Annotated in this window: 17 protein-coding genes and 1 pseudogene; 9 read left to right on the top strand and 9 right to left on the bottom strand. The window is 72.6% G+C overall.

Annotated features, from left to right (window positions below; translation table 11 throughout):
- Positions 1 to 24: 24 nt before the first annotated feature.
- Positions 25 to 1689 (bottom strand): threonine/serine exporter ThrE family protein, encoded by a 1665-nt coding sequence (locus ACIP67_RS03980; protein WP_401686974.1) that lies wholly within the window; start codon positions 1687 to 1689, stop codon positions 25 to 27.
- A 175-nt stretch (positions 1690 to 1864) separates the two neighbouring features.
- Positions 1865 to 2356 (bottom strand): inorganic diphosphatase, encoded by a 492-nt coding sequence (locus ACIP67_RS03975; RefSeq protein ID WP_030734045.1) that lies wholly within the window; start codon positions 2354 to 2356, stop codon positions 1865 to 1867.
- A 79-nt stretch (positions 2357 to 2435) separates the two neighbouring features.
- Between ACIP67_RS03975 and dacB the strand changes: the two genes are divergently transcribed.
- The 6 genes from dacB (at position 2436) to folE (ending at position 10286) form a co-directional block, all read left to right on the top strand.
- Positions 2436 to 4109, top strand: a complete 1674-nt coding sequence (gene dacB / locus ACIP67_RS03970; RefSeq protein ID WP_401686971.1) for a D-alanyl-D-alanine carboxypeptidase/D-alanyl-D-alanine-endopeptidase — start codon at positions 2436 to 2438, stop codon at positions 4107 to 4109.
- Between the two features lie 148 nt (positions 4110 to 4257).
- Complete coding sequence (locus ACIP67_RS03965; RefSeq protein WP_401686969.1) at positions 4258 to 5388, top strand: zinc-dependent metalloprotease; 1131 nt, start codon at positions 4258 to 4260, stop codon at positions 5386 to 5388.
- A 234-nt stretch (positions 5389 to 5622) separates the two neighbouring features.
- A complete protein-coding gene (tilS, locus tag ACIP67_RS03960; protein WP_401686967.1) occupies positions 5623 to 6693 on the top strand; it encodes a tRNA lysidine(34) synthetase TilS in 1071 nt (356 codons plus the stop codon).
- Between the two features lie 62 nt (positions 6694 to 6755).
- Positions 6756 to 7316, top strand: coding sequence for a hypoxanthine phosphoribosyltransferase (hpt, locus tag ACIP67_RS03955; protein ID WP_094057060.1), 561 nt, complete (start codon positions 6756 to 6758; stop codon positions 7314 to 7316).
- Positions 7317 to 7497: 181 nt separating this feature from the next.
- Positions 7498 to 9537 carry an ATP-dependent zinc metalloprotease FtsH gene (ftsH, locus tag ACIP67_RS03950; RefSeq protein ID WP_401686964.1) on the top strand — a complete coding sequence of 680 codons (2040 nt, stop codon included), beginning with the start codon at positions 7498 to 7500 and terminating at the stop codon, positions 9535 to 9537.
- Between the two features lie 143 nt (positions 9538 to 9680).
- Positions 9681 to 10286 (top strand): GTP cyclohydrolase I FolE, encoded by a 606-nt coding sequence (gene folE, locus ACIP67_RS03945; RefSeq protein WP_401686961.1) that lies wholly within the window; start codon positions 9681 to 9683, stop codon positions 10284 to 10286.
- Positions 10287 to 10308: 22 nt separating this feature from the next.
- On the opposite strand, the gene ACIP67_RS03940 is transcribed toward folE, so the two are convergent.
- The 5 genes and pseudogenes from ACIP67_RS03940 to folP form a co-directional block, all read right to left on the bottom strand.
- Entirely contained in the window at positions 10309 to 10794 is a 486-nt protein-coding gene (locus ACIP67_RS03940; protein WP_401686959.1) for a DUF3180 domain-containing protein, read from the bottom strand.
- A gap of 71 nt (positions 10795 to 10865) precedes the next feature.
- Positions 10866 to 11477, bottom strand: a complete 612-nt coding sequence (gene folK / locus ACIP67_RS03935) for a 2-amino-4-hydroxy-6-hydroxymethyldihydropteridine diphosphokinase (RefSeq protein WP_401686957.1) — start codon at positions 11475 to 11477, stop codon at positions 10866 to 10868.
- Positions 11474 to 11833 (bottom strand): dihydroneopterin aldolase, encoded by a 360-nt coding sequence (gene folB / locus ACIP67_RS03930; protein WP_389524936.1) that lies wholly within the window; start codon positions 11831 to 11833, stop codon positions 11474 to 11476. Before folB ends, folK begins: the two co-directional genes overlap by 4 nt.
- A 258-nt stretch (positions 11834 to 12091) precedes the next feature.
- A complete protein-coding gene (locus ACIP67_RS03925; protein WP_401686953.1) occupies positions 12092 to 12595 on the bottom strand; it encodes a nuclear transport factor 2 family protein in 504 nt (167 codons plus the stop codon).
- Positions 12596 to 12840: 245 nt separating this feature from the next.
- A pseudogene (gene folP, locus ACIP67_RS03920) lies at positions 12841 to 13701 on the bottom strand (dihydropteroate synthase); the annotation flags it as partial.
- A 201-nt stretch (positions 13702 to 13902) separates the two neighbouring features.
- Here folP and ACIP67_RS03915 point away from each other — a divergent pair.
- Together ACIP67_RS03915 and ACIP67_RS03910 are read left to right on the top strand one after the other, a co-directional pair.
- Complete coding sequence (locus tag ACIP67_RS03915) at positions 13903 to 15072, top strand: alpha/beta hydrolase (RefSeq protein WP_401686951.1); 1170 nt, start codon at positions 13903 to 13905, stop codon at positions 15070 to 15072.
- 199 nt (positions 15073 to 15271) lie between these two features.
- A complete protein-coding gene (locus tag ACIP67_RS03910) occupies positions 15272 to 17119 on the top strand; it encodes a hypothetical protein (RefSeq protein WP_401686948.1) in 1848 nt (615 codons plus the stop codon).
- Between the two features lie 119 nt (positions 17120 to 17238).
- Here ACIP67_RS03910 and ACIP67_RS03905 read toward each other — a convergent pair whose 3' ends face one another.
- Together ACIP67_RS03905 and ACIP67_RS03900 are read right to left on the bottom strand one after the other, a co-directional pair.
- Positions 17239 to 18582: a PH domain-containing protein gene (locus ACIP67_RS03905; RefSeq protein ID WP_401686945.1), complete on the bottom strand. Its 1344-nt coding sequence runs from the start codon at positions 18580 to 18582 to the stop codon at positions 17239 to 17241.
- Entirely contained in the window at positions 18579 to 19082 is a 504-nt protein-coding gene (locus ACIP67_RS03900) for a PH domain-containing protein (RefSeq protein ID WP_401686941.1), read from the bottom strand. Before ACIP67_RS03900 ends, ACIP67_RS03905 begins: the two co-directional genes overlap by 4 nt.
- Before the next feature lie 31 nt (positions 19083 to 19113).
- Between ACIP67_RS03900 and ACIP67_RS03895 the strand changes: the two genes are divergently transcribed.
- Entirely contained in the window at positions 19114 to 20265 is a 1152-nt protein-coding gene (locus tag ACIP67_RS03895; protein WP_401686938.1) for an NADH-quinone oxidoreductase subunit D, read from the top strand.
- The last annotated feature ends 91 nt before the right edge of the window (positions 20266 to 20356 follow it).

The raw sequence follows: 20356 nt of genomic DNA, 5'->3' as shown, positions 1-20356 counted from the left end.
GCACCGCACAGCGCAGCGCCCCGCTCAGAATCCCCGCGTCCTCTTGGCCGCCCGCCGTTTCTCGGCGGAACCGATCCGCAGGAACAGCCGCGACACCTCGGACCCCAGGTTCACCCCGATGGCGATGGCCATGGCCAGCGCCGCGGCCTTGGTCAGCGAGGTCAGCCCCGTGTCCACCTCGCTCTGGGCGATCGACAGCAGCCCGAAGTAGGTGGCCGACCCCGGCAGCAGCGGCCCGATCGCCGCGGTCGTGTAGGGCAGCGCCGAGGCGAACCGGTACCTCGACAGCAACTGCCCGAACAGCCCCACCACCCCCGCCGCGACGGCGGTGGAGGCGACCGGCGAGATGTCGCCGGCGTAGTGCATGGCGCCGTACACCGACCAGGCGACACCGCCGTTCAGCGTCACGGCCAGCACGGTGGTCCGTTCCTGCTGGAGCAGGACCGCGAAGGTCAGCGACAGCAGCATCGACGCGCCGATCTGCACCACGGGCCGCTCGGTGATGCCGAGGGCGGCGTCGGGGTTGAGATGGGCGCCGAGCTGCACGCCCACGTACAGCATCAGCAGCACGCCGACGACGATGCCCACGAAGAAGTACAGCACTTCCAGCAGGCGGGCGGCCGCGGTGATGTAGAAGCCGGTCAGACCGTCCTGGACGCCCGCCACCAGCGCCCGCCCGGGCAGCAGCGCGAACAGCCCACCGGTGATCACCGCGGACGCCTTCACATCGACGTGCGTCAGCGTCAGCGCGACCCCGATCGCGGCCGGCGGCATCGCGGCCACCAGGAACTGGTAGAACTCCGGCAGTCCGCGCCCCGCGCAGAGCCAGGCGAGCCGGTCGCCGAGCATCGCGCCGAGCGCGGCGGCCACGAACACGACGACGTCACCGCCGACGAGCACCGAGGCCGCGCCCGCGAGCAGCCCGCTCGCCGAGGTCAGCACCCAGGTGGGGTACGGGTGCCGGTTGCGCCGTATCTCGGCGAGCCGCCGGTAGGAGTCCTCCAGGGACAGGTGCGTCTCGGGGTCGCTGAGGTCGTCCACCAGCTGGAAGACGGCCGCGAGCCGCGTGTAGTCGGTGCCCCGGCGGCGCACGGTCCGCGACGCCGTCACCGGGTCCTCCACCAGGGACGGCTGGTAGGAGATCGACAGCAGGGTGAAGGTGACGTTCGGCTCGCAGCGGTCGAGCCCGTAGGAGCGGCAGACCGCGAACATCGCGGCCTCCACGTCCTCGGCGCCCTCACCGCCGGCCAGCAGCAGCTCCCCGATGCGCAGCGTCAGGTCGAGCACGCGCGGGACGGCCGGACCGCCCTCCTCCTCCGCCTTCGGCACCCGCTCCGGCGCGGGCCGCTCGGCCACCGGCATGCGCAGCATCGTGCGCATCCGGTCCTGCCAGGGCACGTCCTTGGTCAGGCTGACCACCGGGACGCCCTCGGCGGGCGTGAACGCCGCCGACGCGTGCCGGGTGCTGTAGGTGCTCGGCGTGCTGAACGCCGACCCCTCGGGCTCCCCCGACACCGGCTGCGGGGCGTCCAGTCCCTTGGGAACGGCGAACTCCGACGTCGTCTCCGACTCGCCGCCGGCCCTGGGCAGGGCCAGGCCCGGCGGAACCGCGAACTCGGAGCTGATCTCGGAGTCGGGCACGCTCCGGGCCTCGTCCGACTGCGGTTTGCGGTCCTCCGCCTCCGTCACTGAGCAACGCTCCCTGAACGACACATTCCGTACGCCTCAGTATGCGCAGACGCCCGTCCGCACACCGAGGCACCTCTGCCCACGGTCACGCGACCCGCACAAGGCGCTTTCCGCCCGCGGACATGCGAAAGGGGGCCGCACGCGCGCGTGCGGCCCCCTTTCGCTGCGGGGAAGGTCAGTGACCGCCCTGCTCCTTGAAGCGCTTGTACGACCGTTCGATCTCGGTCTCGGCGTCGGTGCGGCCGACCCAGTTGGCGCCCTCGACGGACTTGCCGGGCTCCAGGTCCTTGTAGACCTCGAAGAAGTGCTGGATCTCCAGGCGGTCGAACTCCGACACGTGGTGGATGTCGCGCAGGTGCTCCACGCGCGGGTCGGTCGCCGGGACGCACAGCAGCTTGTCGTCGCCGCCGGCCTCGTCCGTCATCCGGAACATGCCGATCGCGCGGCAGCGGATGAGGCAGCCCGGGAAGGTCGGCTCGTCCAGGATGACCAGCGCGTCCAGCGGGTCGCCGTCCTCGCCGAGGGTGTTCTCGACGAAGCCGTAGTCGGTCGGGTAGGCGGTCGAGGTGAAGAGTCGACGGTCCAGGCGGATCCGACCGGTCTCGTGGTCCACCTCGTACTTGTTCCGCGAACCCTTCGGGATCTCGATCGTGACGTCGAACTCCACCGGTGGCTCCTCCATGATCAGCACATAGTTCTGGTGGTTAAGTGTCCCTCACGCAGGGGTGTGATCGCGAAAGGGGCTGGTGGTCGTGCCAGAACTGAGGCCTTGGCGCGCCGCGAGACCGCATGTGGTGCGGGCCGCGAACGCCGTACGACCGCGTCTGGCACGGGCCGCAGGGATCGTACGGCCTCGCGCCGAACGCGCCGCGGCCGCCGCGAAGCCGCGGATCACACGGCTCACGCAGGCGGCGAAACCGCAGCTCGCGCGGATCACGATGCCGAAGGCCGGCCGGACCTGGCAGTACACCGCGAGCGTGGCGACCGCCGGACTGGCCCTGGCCGTCGGCGTGGCGACCGCCGCCGGCCCCTGGGACTCCACCGGTCAGCGTACGGCCGAGCGCGACCGGGCCGCCGCACTGGAACGGGCGCGTGGCACAGATCACGGCGCCACGGCCGGGACGTCGGACACCGGCTCGTCCGATGCGTCCGGTACGTCCGGCACGGCGGCGTCCGGCGCGCCGGAGCCCGCCCCCAGCGCGGCCTCCGTCCTGGCCGGCCTGGGCGGCACCACGACCACCGTGAAGTCCGCCCCGGCGGCCGACGCCCTCGCCCGCGTCCTGGACCCCCTGCTCGCCGACCCGGCCCTCGGCGCCCGCCGCACGGCCGCGGTCGTCGACGTGGCCACCGGCACGCTCCTGTACGGCGCCGGAGCCGACGAGGCACTCACCCCGGCCTCCACCACCAAGATCGCCACCGCGGTCGCCGCGCTCGCCGCGATGGGCGCCGACCACCGCCTGACCACCCGCGTCGCCCTCGAACCCGACACCGGGGAGGTCGTCCTCGTCGGCGGCGGCGACCCCACCCTCACCGCCCGCACCGACGCCGAGGGCTACGCCAGCCTGCGCACCCTCGCCGCCTCGGCCGCCGCGGCCCTGAAGAAACGCGGGATCACCCGGGCCACGCTCTCCTACGACACCACCCTGTACGCCGGCTCCGAGATTCACCCCATCGGGGTCAACCCCAACCTCGCCCCCGTCACCGCCCTCACCGCCGACGAGGGCCGCACGGACGACTCGGTCAAGGGCCCGGCGACCCGCGTGGCGGACCCGGCGGCCGACGCGGCGAGCAGGTTCGCCGACCTCCTCCGGTCACACGGCATCGACACCACGCCCCCCGGACCGTCGAAGGCGACCGCCCGCGCGGAGACCCTCGCGACGGTCTCCTCGCCACCCCTGTCCACCCTGGTCGAGCGGATGCTGACCAACAGCGACAACGACATCGCCGAGGCGCTCGCCCGCCAGACGGCCGTCGCCACCGGCGAGCGCGCCGACTTCGCCGGCGCCGGCCGGGCCATCCGCGCGCAGCTGGCGAAGCTCGGACTGCCGCTGTCCGGCGTCGAGTTCAAGGACGGCAGCGGCCTCGACCGCGAAGACCGCCTGACCGCGAGCCTGCTGACCGCCCTCCTCGCGAAGGCCGGCGACCCGGCCCACCCCGACCTGCGCCCGACCCTGACCGGTCTGCCCGTCGCCGGCTTCACCGGCACCCTCAGCAGTCGCTACACCGACGGCGCGGCCGGCGTCGTCCGCGCCAAGACCGGCACGCTGACCGGCGTCAACACCCTCGCCGGCACCGTCGTCGACCAGGACGGCAGCCTCCTGTCCTTCGCCCTCCTCACCTCGGACACGACCGACCCGACGGCGGCCCAGGCCGCGCTGGACCGCGCGGCGACGGCACTGGCGGGGTGCGGATGCCGGTGAGGCGGGAGTGGGGGCGGGAGCCGGAGCCGGGACGCCGCGGGAGCGGGCCGGCGCCGCCGGACCGCCCGGTCTCCGGGCAACCCTGATCTGTCCCCCACCCCCCTTCCGCGATCTGCCCCCAGCGCGGGCGCTCACGTACGGTTGACACATGACGAGCTTCGGTGGTGCCTCTTCCGGGATGGTCGACTGGAATCTCGCGGTGGCGACCGCGACGCGGCTCGTGCGGCCGGGCCCCGAGGTGAGCCGCGACGAGGCGCGCGCCGTCGTCGCGGAACTGCGCCGGCACGCCAAGGCCTCGGAGGGACACGTCCGGGGCTTCACTCGTATGGGGACCGAGGACATCCACGACACCCCCGTCCTCGTCGTCGACCGCCCCGGCTGGGTCCGGGCGAACGTCGCCGGCTTCCGCGAGATCCTCAAGCCGCTCCTCGACAAGATGCAGGAGCGTCGGGGCAACAGCCCCGGCGGCGCGGTGTTCGGCGCCCTGGGCGGCAAGGTCACCGGCGTCGAACTCGGCATGCTGCTGTCGTTCCTGGCCTCCCGCGTCCTCGGCCAGTACGAGACCTTCGCCCCCTCCACCCGCGACCTCCCCGCCGGCGCCGACGGTGGCGGCCGCCTCCTCCTCGTCGCGCCGAACATCGTCCACGTGGAGCGCGAACTCGACGTCGAACCGCACGACTTCCGCCTCTGGGTGTGCCTCCACGAGGAGACGCACCGCACCCAGTTCTCCGCGGTGCCCTGGCTGCGCGACCACCTCGAGGGCGAGATCCAGGCGTTCCTCGCCGAGACCGACGTCGACCCCATGACCTTCCTGGAACGCATCCGGGAAGCCGCCCAGTCCCTCGTCGGCGGCCGCCCCGAGGGCGACGAGGACGACGGCGGCCGCTCCCTGGTCGAACTCGTGCAGAGCCCCGCCCAGCGCGAGATCCTCGCCCGCCTCACCGCCGTGATGTCCCTCCTGGAGGGCCACGCCGACTTCGTCATGGACGGGGTCGGTCCGGCCGTCGTCCCGACCGTCTCCGAGATCCGGGAGAAGTTCCAGCAGCGCCGCGCCAAGGGGGCGTCCCGCCTGGACATGGCGCTGCGCAAGCTGCTGGGGCTGGACGCCAAGCTCAAGCAGTACAAGGACGGCGAACGCTTCGTCCGGGCCGTCGTCGACCAGGTCGGCATGGACGGCTTCAACCGCGTGTGGACCTCCCCCAACACCCTCCCGACCAAGGCCGAGATCGCCGCACCGGCGGACTGGGTCGCACGGGTGCACCGCAGGGCCGAGCCGTGAACCGGACCGGCCCGCCGTGATCTCCCGCGATCCCCAGTGATCCTCCGTGGTCCCTCGTGAACCGCGATCCGGCTCCACGGCAGTCGAATGCCCCCGCAATCACCCGTCCGAGGGACCGTGGGTCCACGGCAGGCGTGCAATGCTCGGGGAACGGCCCGGTTCTGTCACCATCTACACACTCTGAGTGACCGAGCTCGGGTTCACCCCCCGACAACTTCATGAAGGGAACCGGACATGGGTCCCCATCCTGCGGTCGCGGCGATACGCCTGGCGGTCCGCCGCGTCCTCCACGACCTCCTCACCGAACACACCAGCACCCCAGACGCCCCCGGCACCCCCAGGGGTGTCCCGCCGCGCACCCCCCTGAGCGTCCCCCCGCACGAGCGCCCACCGTCGCCGCTCGTGCTCGTGGCGTGCTCCGGCGGCGCCGACTCCGTGGCGCTCGCCTCCGCCCTCGCCTTCGAGGCCCCCAGACTCGGTGTCCGCGCCGGCGGCATCACCGTCGACCACGGTCTCCAGGCCGGCTCCGACCTGCGGGCCGAGGAAGTCGTCCTGCGCCTGCGCGAACTGGGCCTCGATCCGGTCGAGTCCACCGCCGTGACCGTCGGCCGCGCGGGCGGTCCGGAGGCCGCCGCCCGGGACGCCCGCTACGCCGCCCTCGACGCCGCCGCCGAACGCCATGGCGCCACCGCCGTCCTGCTCGGCCACACCCGCGACGACCAGGCCGAGACCGTCCTCCTCGGCCTCGCCCGCGGCTCCGGCATCCGCTCCCTGTCCGGAATGGCCGCGGTCTCGGGGGCCGGCGGCCGTTACCGCCGCCCCTTCCTCGCCCTCGACCGGCAGACCGCCCGCAAGGCCTGCATGGTCCAGTCCCTGCCCGTCTGGGACGACCCGCACAACACCGACCCCGCCTACACCCGCTCCCGGCTGCGCCACGAAGGTCTGCCCGCCCTGGAGAAGGCCCTCGGCAAGGGCGTCGTCGAAGCCCTCGCCCGCACGGCCCGGCTCTCCCGCGACGACGCCGACGCCCTCGACGCCTGGGCCCGCCAGGCCGAGGCCGCCGTACGGGACTCCACCGGGCTCCTGGAGTGCGCCAAGCTCTACGCCCTCCCGCCCGCCGTGCGCCGCCGCGTCCTGCGGCGCGCGGCCATCGAGGCGGGCGCTCCGGCCGGTTCGCTGTTCGCCCGGCACATCGAGGAGGTCGACCGCCTGATCACCGGCTGGCGCGGTCAGGGAGCCATCAATCTCCCCGGCCGGGTCGTCGCCCAGCGCCAGGGTGGCAGACTGGTGATTCGGCAAGGCTGAATCCCGACCCCCTCCGAGCACCTCGGGGAGGGGTCGGCCGGCCGGTGGGACGACCGAAAGTGATGCGGGTGGACGCGAAAGACATGGGTGCCGACCTCCAGCAGGTACTCATCACCAAGGAAGAGATCGACGCGAAGCTGGCCGAGCTGGCCGCGAAGATCGACGCGGAGTACGCGGGCAAGGACCTGCTGATCGTCGGTGTGCTCAAGGGCGCGGTGATGGTCATGGCGGACCTCGCCCGGGCGCTGTCCACCCCCGTCACGATGGACTGGATGGCCGTGTCGTCGTACGGCGCGGGCACCCAGTCCTCCGGTGTGGTGCGGATCCTCAAGGACCTCGACACCGACATCAAGGGCAAGCACGTCCTGATCGTCGAGGACATCATCGACTCCGGGCTGACGCTGTCCTGGCTGCTGTCCAACCTCGGCTCGCGCGAGCCCGCCTCCCTCAAGGTGTGCACCCTGCTGCGCAAGCCCGAGGCCGCCAAGGTCGCCATCGACGTCGAGTGGGTCGGTTTCGACATCCCCAACGAGTTCGTCGTGGGCTACGGCCTCGACTACGCCGAGAAGTACCGCAACCTCCCGTTCGTGGGGACGCTCGCGCCCCACGTCTACGGCGGCTGAGCCACACGAGTCCCTTGCAGGACGAGCGGGAACCCCAGCGGGTTCCGCGCCGTTGAAGCATGCAGACGGGTTCGCCAGCCGTCCCGTGCCGCTTCGGGCGACAATGCTGGGGTACCGTCAGAAGAACTGTCTTATCAAACTCACTATGGCAGGAGGGACGGGGCGGCACCGCTCCGTATGGATGGACGTGAAGCGATACTTCCGTGGGCCGGTCATGTGGATCGTGCTGGCCGTCCTTGCCGTGGTCGTGTTGATGCAGGTCGTCGGCTCGTCCGGCGGCTACAAGACGGTGGACACCGGCCAGGTCGTGGCAGCGATCAACGACAACAAGGTCGAGTCGGCCAAGCTCACCACCGGTGACGAGCAGATCATCAAGGTCACGCTCAAGGACGGCGTAAAGGTCGAGGACAGCTCGAAGATCCAGGCGAGCTACATCGGCGACCAGGGCGTGACCATCGCCAACACGCTGCAGACCAAATACCAGGACAAGCAGATCCCGGACGGCTACACCGTGGCGCCGTCCAAGCAGAACCCCATCGTGGGCATCCTGCTCTCCCTGCTCCCCTTCGTCCTCATCGTGGTCGTCTTCCTGTTCCTGATGAACCAGATGCAGGGCGGCGGCTCCCGGGTCATGAACTTCGGCAAGTCCAAGGCGAAGCTCATCACCAAGGACACCCCGAAGACGACGTTCTCGGACGTCGCCGGTTCGGACGAGGCCGTCGAGGAGCTCCAGGAGATCAAGGAGTTCCTCCAGGAACCGGCGAAGTTCCAGGCTGTCGGCGCCAAGATCCCCAAGGGCGTGCTGCTCTACGGGCCTCCCGGCACCGGCAAGACCCTGCTCGCGCGAGCCGTCGCCGGCGAGGCGGGCGTCCCCTTCTACTCGATCTCCGGTTCCGACTTCGTCGAGATGTTCGTCGGTGTCGGTGCCTCCCGGGTCCGTGACCTCTTCGAGCAGGCCAAGGCGAACGCCCCGGCGATCGTCTTCGTCGACGAGATCGACGCGGTCGGCCGCCACCGCGGCGCCGGCCTCGGCGGCGGTCACGACGAGCGCGAGCAGACGCTGAACCAGCTGCTCGTCGAGATGGACGGCTTCGACGTCAAGGGCGGCGTGATCCTCATCGCCGCGACGAACCGCCCCGACATCCTCGACCCGGCCCTTCTGCGCCCCGGCCGCTTCGACCGCCAGATCGCGGTCGACCGCCCGGACATGCAGGGCCGTCTGGAGATCCTCAAGGTCCACCAGAAGGGCAAGCCGGTCGCGCCCGACGTCGACCTCTCGGCGGTCGCCCGCCGCACGCCGGGCTTCACCGGCGCGGACCTGTCGAACGTGCTGAACGAGGCGGCGCTGCTCACGGCGCGCTCCGACCGGAAGCTGATCGACAACCAGATGCTGGACGAGGCCATCGACCGCGTCGTGGCGGGCCCGCAGAAGCGGACCCGGATCATGTCGGACAAGGAGAAGAAGATCACCGCGTACCACGAGGGCGGTCACGCCCTGGTCGCGGCGGCCTCCCCCAACTCCGACCCCGTCCACAAGATCACGATCCTGTCCCGTGGCCGTGCCCTCGGCTACACGATGGTGCTCCCGGACGAGGACAAGTACTCGACCACCCGCAACGAGATGCTCGACCAGCTGGCCTACATGCTGGGCGGACGCGCGGCCGAGGAACTGGTCTTCCACGACCCGACCACGGGTGCCGCGAACGACATCGAGAAGGCCACCGCCACGGCCCGCGCGATGGTCACCCAGTACGGCATGACCGAGCGGCTCGGCGCCATCAAGTTCGGCGGCGACAACACCGAGCCCTTCCTCGGCCGTGAGATGGCCCACCAGCGCGACTACTCGGAAGAGGTCGCCGCCCTGGTGGACGAGGAAGTCAAGAAGCTCATCGAGAACGCCCACAACGAAGCGTGGGAGATCCTCGTCGAGAACCGCGACGTCCTCGACAACCTGGTGCTCCAGCTGCTGGAGAAGGAGACGCTGGGCAAGGAGGAGATCGCCGAGGTCTTCGCCCCCATCGTCAAGCGCCCGCCGCGGCCCGCCTGGACCGGCTCCTCGCGGCGCACGCCGTCCACCCGCCCGCCGGTGCTCTCCCCCAAGGAGCTCGCACTGACCAACGGTGCCAACGGCGCGACGCCCGCGATCACCACCGCCAAGTCCACCGTGGCGGAATCCGCCGCGGTGGCCGAGCCGGCCCCCGAGGAGCGTCCGGAGAACTGACCCTCCGGCCTCCGGCGGCCCACCAGGCCCGGAATGGATGCCGCGCCCCCCTGGTTCTAGCCTTGGGGGGCGCGGCATTTCCGTTATGCCCGCACGCACGCGCGTGACCGAGACGCGACCCGCACAGGAACGAGGCACCAAGGATGACCGACCCCGTGACGCTGGACGGCGAGGGCCGCATAGGCGAGTTCGACGAGAAGCGCGCCGAGAACGCCGTACGCGAACTGCTGATCGCGGTCGGCGAGGACCCGGACCGTGAGGGACTCAGGGAGACGCCGGCGCGGGTGGCGCGCGCCTACAAGGAGATCTTCGCCGGGCTGTGGCAGATGCCCGAGGACGTCCTGACGACGACGTTCGACCTGGGGCACGACGAGATGGTGCTGGTGAAGGACATCGAGGTGTACTCGACCTGTGAGCACCATCTGGTGCCGTTCCGCGGAGTCGCGCACGTCGGGTACATCCCGGCCACCACCGGCAAGATCACGGGTCTGTCCAAGCTGGCCCGCCTGGTGGACGTCTACGCCCGCCGCCCGCAGGTGCAGGAACGACTCACCACGCAGATAGCGGACTCCCTGATGGACATCCTCGAACCGCGCGGTGTCATCGTCGTCGTGGAGTGCGAGCACATGTGCATGTCCATGCGGGGCATTCGCAAGCCCGGCGCGAAGACCCTCACCTCGGCGGTGCGCGGGCAGCTCCGGGACGCGGCCACGCGCAACGAGGCGATGAGCCTGATCATGGCGCGCTGACGCCCGTGGGCCGGCCGGCGGCTCAGGCCGTCGAAGCCGCCCCGGTGTTGTCGTCGTCGTCCTCCGGGAGCTTGCAGACGCGCTCCAGGAAGAGGGCCGCCGCTATGACCGCGATGCCGGCCAGGACCGAGAAGCCGGCGTAGATGGCCTGGTCGCGGCGGGCGGGGATGTCGAGGGACTCCAGGAGGAAGACGCCCGTGCCCCCGTACATGCCGGCGACCAGGGCGGCGACCAGGGCGCTGGACTGGCCGAAGACGACGGCGCGGGCCGCCATCAGGGGGTCGACGCCCTTGGCCTCGGGGCGGCGCTCGCGCTGGGCCTTGAGCCGGGCGCGCAGGGAGAGCGCCGTGGCGAGCAGGATCGCGGCGATCACGGCGAGGACGATGGGGGCGGCGAGCGGGACGCTGGGGAGGGTCCCGACCGAGTTCCAGAGGCGGGCGCCCGCCCAGGACAGGACGCCGGCGACGACGAAGACGCCGGCCAGCGTCCTGATGCGCAGCTCTCTCACGGTGTCCCTTCGGTTCCCCCGGATGCCACGGGCTGTGGTCGTGCGACGGTGGTCGTCGTCGACCTTAACGACTACTCGGGCAGCCGGAGTTCCAGGTCCTTGCGGGCGGCCACGCCGTCGCGCGTGACGGCGTCGAGGAGGTCGGCGACCGGGCCGCGGCCGGCCAGCAGGGCGTCCGGCTCCACGTCGTGCCAGGGGGCGAGGACGAAGGCGCGTTCGTGCGCGCGGGGGTGGGGGAGCGTGAGGTGGGGGTCGTCGGAGACGACGTCGGCGTACGCGACGATGTCGACGTCGAGGGTGCGGGCGCCCCAGCGCTCGTCGCGGAGGCGGTGGAAGGCTTCCTCCACCGCGTGGGCCCGCTCCAGGAGCGAGGACGGGGGCAGGGTCGTCTTCAGGAGGACGATCGCGTTGAGGTAGGAGGGCTGGCTGCCGGGCTCGACGCCCCACGGCTCCGTCTCGTACACGGGGGAGACGGCCTTGACCCGCACGCCGGGGGTGTCCTCCAGGGCGTCGATGGCGCCCTGGAGCGTCTCCAGGCGGTTGCCGAGGTTGGAGCCGATGGAGACGACGGCCCGCTTCGGGTTGTGCAGGGTGGTGTCGGCGGCGTCGACCTTCTCGACGACGGAGGCGGGTACCGGCTGTACGGTCGGGTCGCTGTGACCCTCGGTGAAGGACGCGGTCATACTCGGCTCCGGGTGATGGTGACGGTCACGTCGTCGAAGGGGACCGTGATCGGTGCGTCCGGTTTGTGGACGCAGACCTCGACCTCCTGGACTCCTTCGTGCTTCAGACAGGCCTGGGCGATGCGCTCGGCGAGCGTCTCGACGAGGTCGACCGGCTCGCCCTCGACGACGGCCACGACCTCCTCCGCCACGATGCCGTAGTGCACGGTCTTCGCCAGGTCGTCGTCCGCCGCGGCCGGACGGGTGTCCAGGCCGAGGGAGAGGTCCACGATGAAGGTCTGCCCCTCCTCGCGTTCCTTGGGGAACACGCCGTGGTACCCGCGGGCCTTCAGGCCGCGCAGCGCGACACGATCCACGCGAATCACTCCTGCAGTCGTCGGTGACGGCCGGTCCTGCCCTGTGCGTGCGGCGCACCGGCCTCGAACGAATGTACCCGCGAACACCGGCAGGACCGGGCCACGGGGGGCTCCGGCACGGCCGGCCGCCACGAGGTTTCACCATGTGTTGCCCCGGGGATCCCGGTGGCTCATGGGTCGCTGGCCGCGCCTACCCACGGGTTCGTGATTCCAACCACTTCTTCCGCCTACCCCCTCGGCAAGGACCCTCCACCTCCCTCAGGAGGGGCCTTCCTCGTCCTCCTCCTCGCCGTTCTCGGCCAGGACCGGGGAGGCGTGGTGGGCCCAGATCTTCCAGCCGTCCGCGGTGCGGCGGAACACGTTCGTGGCGACCACCAGCTGGCCCACGAGCGGGCCCAGCTCCTCGCCGGCCTCCGGGGCGGGACCGCCGCTGAGGATGTTCTCCGTACAGGTCACCAGGGCGGTGTCGCCGGTGACGGACACATGGACGTCGGTGAGGAAGAACTGGATGTAGTCGGTGTTCGCCATGATCAGCGCGTACGACCGCAGCACCTCGCCGCGGCCGGTGAGCACGGGCCAGCCCGGGTGCACGCAGGAGACCACGCCCGTGTCGGCCGGGTCGTGGTACTCCTCGTCGACCCCCAGGTCGGCCGGGGTGAGCCAGAGCGAGGACACCGTCTCGAAGTCACCCTGTTCGAGTGCTTCGTAGAAGGCGGTGTTGGCGGCCTCGACCTGCTCGACATCGGTGTGGGGGGCGCTCACCGGGCTCCTTCTGCGCGGTCGCGGGTGCCCGCGGTGGTGCGCGCCGGGGTGGGGGCGTCCGTGCCGGGCGTGGCCGCACCGGGGGTGTTCGTGCCGGGAGTGGCCGCACCGGATGCGGTTGTGCCGGGGGTGTCCGTGCCGGGAGTGGCCGCACCGGATGCGGTTGTGCCGGGGGTGTCCGTGCCGGATGCGGCCGTGCCGGGGGTGTTCGTACCGGATCGGTCCGCGCCGTGTGTGTCCGCGGGCGTGCGCGCCCCTTCGACGGCGCGCGCGACCCGTACCGCGTCCGCCGTCGCGCGTACCTCGTGCACGCGGACCGCCCACGCGCCGCCGTGGGCCGCGAGGGCGGAGACGGCCGCCGTCGCGGCGTCCCGCTCGCGGGCGGGCGGCGGGGCGCCCTCGGGCCCCGCCAGCACCCGGCCGAGGAACCGCTTGCGGGAGGCGGCGACGAGCAGGGGATGCCCGAGGGCGTGCAGCCGGTCGAGGTGGGCGAGCAGGGAGAGATCGTGCTCGGCCCCCTTGGAGAAGCCGAGACCCGGGTCGACGACGATGCGGTCGGGGGCGATGCCTCCGGCCAGCACGGCCTCCACGCGCGCGTGGAGCTCGTCGACCACCTCGCCGACGACGTCGTCGTAGACGCCCCGGACGTTGCCGCCCTCGAGGAAGCCGCGCCAGTGCATGACGACGAAGGGGGCGCCCGCCTCGGCGACGGCCGGGACCATCTCCGGGTCGGCGAGGCCGCCGCTGACGTCGTTGACGAGGGCGGCGCCGGCGGCGAGGGAGCGGGCCGCGACGGAGGCGCGCATGGTGTCGACGGAGACGACGACGCCCTCCGACGCGAGGCCGCGGACGACGGGGATCACGCGACGGAGTTCCTCGGCCTCGTCGACGCGGGTCGCGCCGGGGCGGGTGGACTCGCCGCCGACGTCGACGAGGTCGGCGCCCTCGGCGACGAGCTGGAGGCCGTGTTTGACGGCGGCCGTCGTGTCGAACCAGCGGCCGCCGTCGGAGAAGGAGTCGGGGGTCACGTTGACGACTCCCATGACCGCGCAGCGGTCCCATTCCGGAAGGCCGGCGACGCGCCCGCGTCCGCTCTGCTTGCTCATACGTTCAGCGTAGGCCCCGGAGGCGGTGGCCATGCGGTGCGGCCCGGGCGGAAGCCCCGCAGGCCGGGGGCGGGGGAGCGGCGCGGCCGGCGGGGCCGGCGGGGTCGCCCGTCCGGGGAGGGAGGTTCACCCGTCTCCCCGAAGCTGCCGAAAAGGCCGAGGAGGGTCCGGGGCGGGCCCGCATGGTGGACGGGAACGTACATGGGTCTGACGAGCACCACGGTGCTGCTGCTGGCGGTCTCGTCCGCCGTCCTGCTGTTCGCCGGCACGGTGTGGCAGTGGCCGCGGCTGGCCGGTCCCGGTATGCGGGCCGTCAGCGGGCGCGTGGGCCTGTTGCTCGCCACCCAGTCGGCGGTCTTCGTGGCGGTGGGGCTCGCCGCCAACCAGGCCTTCGGCTTCTACGCGAGCTGGGCGGACCTGTTCGGCCGGGAGACCGGCCAGGGCGTGGTCGTCGACCACGCGGTGGGCGACGGCGCGGCGGCGCTGCGGGTGGTGGCGACCCGGCGGGTGGAGGGCGCGGGCGGGCGGCCGCTGTCCGGCGGGCAGGTGCACGAGGTCGCCGTCTCCGGCCGCACCACGCGCATCACCACGCCCGCGTTCGTGTACCTGCCGCCGGAGTACTTCGACCCCCGCCGGCCGGCGCGTACGTTCCCGGCGGCCGTGGTCCTGACGGGATATCCCGGTACGGCTGAGGCGCTCGTCGACAAGCTGGACTACCCGCGCACCGCGCGGCGGCTCGCGGCGGAGGGGCGGATGCGGCCGATGATCCTCGTGATGCTGCGGCCGACGGTGGTGCCACCGAGGGACACGGAGTGCGTCGACACACCGGGCGGACCGCGGACCGAGTCGTTCTTCGCGAAGGACCTGCCGGAGGCCGTGGCGGCGCACTACCGGGTGGGCAGGGAACCGGGCGGATGGGGCGTCATCGGGAACTCCACGGGCGGTTACTGCGCGCTGAAGCTCGCGATGCACCACCCCGGCGTGTTCGCGGCGGGCGCCGGCCTCTCGGCGTACTACAAGGCGCCGATCGACCCGACCACCGGCGAGCTCTTCCACGGGAACGCGACGCTGCGGAACGAGGCCGACCTGTGGTGGTTCCTGAAGAACCGGCCCGCGCCGGACACCTCGTTGCTCGTCACCAGCAGCAAGGCCGGGGAATCCAACTACAAGGCGACGTTGAAGTTCATCGAACAGGTCAAGGCGACGAACAGGACCCGGATCTCGTCGATCATCCTCGAAAGCGGCGGGCACAACTTCAACACCTGGCGGCGTGAGATCCCACCGGCGCTGGAGTGGATCGGTGGGCGGTTGAGCGGTGGACCGGTGGGCGGCCGAGCGGGCGGCCGCGTGGTGGGGCGAGCGGGTGGTTGAGCGGTGGTTGAGCGGGTGGTCGAGTGGGTGGTTGAGTGGTCGGGGACGCCGGCGAGGGGCGCGTCGATCAGAAATGATCTTGATTCTTGTCGAATTCCGCGACAGGAGTGTTTGCTGATGCTCTGTGAAGCCTTCGGTATGACTGTGTTTTTACGGGGCGGGGCGCCAACATTCGTCTACGCGCGGTAAGTTTCTGGCCATGCCACGTGGACGTCACCGCCATTCCCCGCCTTTGCACAGGCTGCTGCCTCCTTCGGCGATCGCAGGCGTCTCCCTCGTCTGCGCCCTCGGCCCCTGGGCGTTCTCGGAGCCGCTGGTGCTCCGGGGGCTGGCCGCGGTCGCGGCGGTGACGGCGGTCGCCGGCGCGTTCGTCATGCGCCGCTGGGACATCCAGGCCGGCAAACAGGTCGCCGAGCTCAATCGCGCGCGTGCGAGCGACGAGTGGCGCTTCGAGGAACGCGTCGCCGAACTGGAGAGCGACCTCGACGAATCGCGGGAACTGCGCGGCAAGCTGGAACAGCGGCTGCGCGCCAAGCGTGCCGAGCTGGCCGGCCTGCGCAACGAGCACGCGGCACTGCTGCGCCGTTACGCCACGGCGGAGACCGAGCGGGCGAGCGCCCTGGAGGGCCGCCGCCTCCTCGAGATCGAGACCACCGTTCCGTCGCTCGCCCTGCCGCCCGCGCGGTCCGCGCAGGACGCGCCCGCCGCGGACGGGACCGGAGGCGTCGAGGACACCGAGACCGCCGACGGCATCGAAGACATCGACAAGGTCGACAACGCCGAGGACTCCGAGAGCGAGGCGCCCGGCGGTGGCGCCGCCGAGACCGCCGGGACCGACAGCGAGACCGGCGAGACCGGCGAGACCGACGAGACCGACGACGCGGCCGGGGACGAGCCGGAGGCTCCCGCGGTCTTCTCGCCGGAGGGCTCCACGCTGTTCCGGCGGGCGCGTGCGGCGCTGGCCCGCTTCGGCTCCGACGCCGACGCGGCCGAGCCGGAGAAGCGGACCGCGCCCGTCGAACCGGCGGCGCCGGCCGAGCCGGTGAGCGTCGAGGAGTCCGCCGGGGCGGAACCGCCCGCACGGGCCTCCGTCGCGGAGACCGGCGGCGACGCGGAGGCCGCGCGGGAGGACGAGGCGAAGGGGAAGCCCGAGGCGGCCGACGAGCACACGCGCGCGGCCGCCCCCCACCCTGCCGTCGGACAGAGCGGGAGCCCCGCCGAACCGACCACTGCCGAAAAGGCCGCCGCCCGGCCGCAGGACACGGAGGCCCCGGCCGCTTCCGCCGACGCCGACCCCGCCACTGCCGCCGCCACCGCCGCCGCGGACGTGCCGGACGCTTCGGACGGAACCGACGCCGAGGCCGCACTCCCGCGGTCGGAGGCCGGGCAGCCGGTCGAGCACGCCGCCTCCGAGGCCGAGGTGCCCGGCGCCGCCCCGGACGCCGGCGCCCGCGAGACGGGTGCTCCCGAGGCCGGGACCCCCGAGGTCAGCCATGCCGAAGCCGACTCCCTCGAAGCCGGCTCCCCCGAGGCCGGGGCTCCCGAGGTCAGCCGTGCCGAAGCCGACTCCCTCGAAGCCGGCTCCCCCGAGGCCGGGGCTCCCGAGGTCAGCCGTGCCGAAGCCGACTCCTCCGAAGCCGACTCCCCGGAGTCCGTCGTGACCGAGGCCGCCCTCGCCTCCGACACCGGTGCCCTCGTCCCGCGCCCCGCGGGCCCCGTGCAGCCCCCCTCCGGGCACTTCACCGTGCCGACCGCCGTGGCCGTCGTACCGGCCGCGCAGCCGGTGCGGCCGCCGGCGGCCGAGGGCGGGTTCGACTTCTTCGGTACGAAGAAGTCCTCGACGCCCGAGGAGCCGGACGCCGTCCACAACGAAGACCTCGCCGATGTCGTCGGCCAGGAGGCGATCGTCCTGCACAAGGCCGAGGCGGAGGCGGAGTTCAAGCCCGCGGACGAGGAGTCGCGCGGGATCGGCCAGGTGATCGACCTGACCCCGCACGACGAGACCGAGCAGATCGACCTCCAGGGGCTGCGCAGCGCCGTCTCCTGATCCACCGCGCCCCCACAGCCCCACCAGGGCTCACGGCCAACGACCCACGACCCACGACCCACGACCCACAGGGCCCGTCCCGCCGCTCTCCGCGCGCCGGGGCGGGCCCTGGCCGTTCCCTACGCCATCCACCGGTCGGGCCGCGCGTCCCGGCGCCCGGTGCGGGACCGCTCCGCCTGGTCCCGCAGCAGCTCCCCGGCCTCGCTCACGTCCCGCAGACGCGCCGTGACGGTCTTCCCGGCTCCCGTGTCCACGCGCACGTCCGCGACGCCCCAGAGCCGCTGCCAGGGCCCCTGCGAGAGCCGTACGCTCTGCACCTTGGCGTGCGGTACGAGCGCCAGGCTCCGGCGCAGGAGCCCGTGCCGCACGGCGAACACCGCTTCCGTGACGGCGAGGCCGTAGCCCCGCCACCAGAGGGGGACGCAGCGCCCGGCGCGGCGCGGGGGCCGGGACAGCGCGGCCGCCGCCGGGACGGCCGTGCCGGGCAGCACGCGCGCGACGACGGCCTCCGCCGCCTCGCGCGGGGCGACCGGCACGAGCACGGAGTTCGCCGAGCCGGCCACGTCCAGCTCGACCCGCACCCACCCCCGTCGCCGCCACAGCAGCGGCTCGACGAACCGCACGGTCTGCACGCGCCCGGGCGGCACCGTCTCGTGCGTACGGTCCAGCAGGCCGTGGTCGATCCGCAGTCCGTCCGGCGACTCGCCGACCGTCCAGTCGTACTCGCCGGCGAACCGGCCCGCGCTCCTCGCGCCCGCCGCGCCGAGCAGGGGCACGCCGGTCGCGAGGACCGTCCACACGCTGTGGGTGGCCAGCCACAGCACCGGCGGCACGACGAGCGCGGCCGCGAGCGCGCCCCAGGTCGCGCCGGTCAGCACCAGCGAGACCGCCAGCTCGCGCGCCGGCACGCGCAGCAGCTCGCACGCCGGCGCCTCACCGACCTCGTGCGCCGTCTCGGGCGCGAACCCCGCGGCGCGCGCGAGCAGCTCGGCCCGCAGCGCGCGTGCCTCGGCCTCGCCCAGGAAGGCGAGCTCGTCCTTCTTGTCCGTGCCGACGACGTCGAGGCGCAGCTTCGCCACGCCCGCGATCCGCCCGAGCAGCGGCTGGGTGACGTCGATGGCCTGGACGCGCTCCAGACGGATGTGGGCGGTGCGCCGGAACAGCAGGCCGGTCCGTATGCGCAGTTCGGAGTCGGTGACCGCGAAGTGCGTGAACCACCAGGACAGGAACCCGTAGAGGGCGGCCGCGGGGACGACCACGGCGAGCGCGATCAGCAGGGTCGTCGAGGTCAGCCGGGTCAGCTGCGCCTGCGCCTGGTTCGGGTCGTGCGCGGCCCAGCCGACCAGCACCGCGACGGGCGCCCACGCCCGCCGGAACGGCGTGACGGGATGCAGCCGGCGCTCGGCGACGATCCGCGCGGCGGGCCCGCCGGGTCCGGCCCCGTCGGCGCCCGGGGCCGTCACAGTCCCGCCGATCGGGCCTCGCCGAGTTCGGTGAGACGGTCCCGCAGCCGTTCCGCCTCGGCCGGGTCCAGGCCCGGGATCCTCGCGTCGGTCGCGGCGGCCGCGGTGTGCAACTGGACCCCGGCCAGTCCGAAGTGCCGCTCGACGGGACCCGAGGTCACCTCCACGAGCTGCATCCGCCCGTACGGCACCACCGTCTCCTCGTGCCACAGCACACCTCGGCTGATCAGCAGGTCGTCGGCGCGTTCCGCGTACCGCCAGGACCGCCAGTTGCGGCCCAGCAGGACCCAGCCCCAGCCGATGCCCGCCAGCGGCAGCAGGGCGAACGCGGCCCACGCCGGGCCGACGAGCAGCCCGAGCGGCACCCCGACGCCGGCGGCGGCCGCCCCGAGCCACACCACCAGCAACAGCCGCCGCATCCGCAGCAGCCCCGGAGGCAGCCCGGTCCACCCGGGACCGGCCCCCTCCGCCCGCTCGCCCACCGTGCTCCCCGTTTCCATGCGGCCAGCGTACGTAGGGGAGACTGGGGCCATGACTCCTACGACGGAGACCACGGTCGGCATCGGCGGTGCCGCGGAGAGCACCGACATGGTGCTCAACATCGGGCCGCAGCACCCCTCCACGCACGGCGTGCTGCGGCTGCGGCTCGTGCTGGACGGCGAGCGCATCACACACGCGGAGCCGGTGATCGGCTACATGCACCGCGGCGCGGAGAAGCTGTTCGAGGCGCGGGACTACCGGCAGATCATCATGCTGGCCAACCGCCACGACTGGCTGTCGGCCTTCTCGAACGAGCTGGGCGTGGTCCTCGCCGTGGAGCGCATGCTCGGCATGGAGGTCCCCCCGCGCGCGGTGTGGACGCGCACGCTCCTGGCGGAGCTGAACCGGGTGCTCAACCACCTGATGTTCCTGGGCTCGTACCCGCTGGAACTCGGCGGTATCACGCCCGTCTTCTACGCCTTCCGCGAGCGCGAGGTCCTCCAGAACGTCATGGAGGAGGTGTCCGGCGGGCGCATGCACTACATGTTCAACCGCGTCGGCGGCCTCAAGGAGGACCTGCCGGCCGGATGGGCCGCACGCGCGCGTGCGGCCGTCGCCGCCGTGCGCTCGCGCATGGACGTCTTCGACGACCTGGTGCTCGGCAACGAGATCTTCCGCGGCCGCACCCGCGACGTCGGCACCCTCACCCCCCGGGCCGTGCACGCGTACGGCGTGAGCGGGCCGATCGCGCGCGCCTCGGGGGTCGCCCTGGACCTGCGCCGCGACGAGCCCTACCTGGCGTACGGGGAGCTCCAGGACACCCTGAAGGTGGTGACCCGGACCGAGGGCGACTGCCTCGCCCGCTTCGAGTGCCTCCTGGAGCAGACGCACAACGCGCTCGACCTCGCCGACGCCTGCCTGGACCGGCTCGCCGACCTCCCGCCGGGCCCGGTCAACCAGCGGCTCCCGAAGGTCCTCAAGGCGCCCGAGGGACACACCTACGCGTGGACCGAGAACCCCCTCGGCATCAACGGCTACTACCTCGTCAGCAAGGGCGAGAAGACCCCGTACCGGCTGAAGCTGCGCTCGGCCTCGTACAACAACGTCCAGGTGCTCACCGAGCTGCTGCCGGGCACGCTGGTCGCGGACATGGTGGCGATCCTCGGGTCGATGTTCTTCGTGGTCGGCGACATCGACAAGTAGGCGCTGATCGACAAGTAGGCGCTGATCGACAAGTAGGCGCTGATCGACAGGCAGGCGGTGAACGAGAGGCGGGCGGCGGGGGAGGGCCGGC

The sequence above is a fragment of the Streptomyces sp. NPDC088812 genome, from assembly GCF_044750285.1.
Lineage (GTDB): Bacteria > Actinomycetota > Actinomycetes > Streptomycetales > Streptomycetaceae > Streptomyces.
The sequence above is the reverse complement of the archived record's forward strand: the minus strand, read 5'-3'. Positions and strand labels throughout refer to the sequence as shown.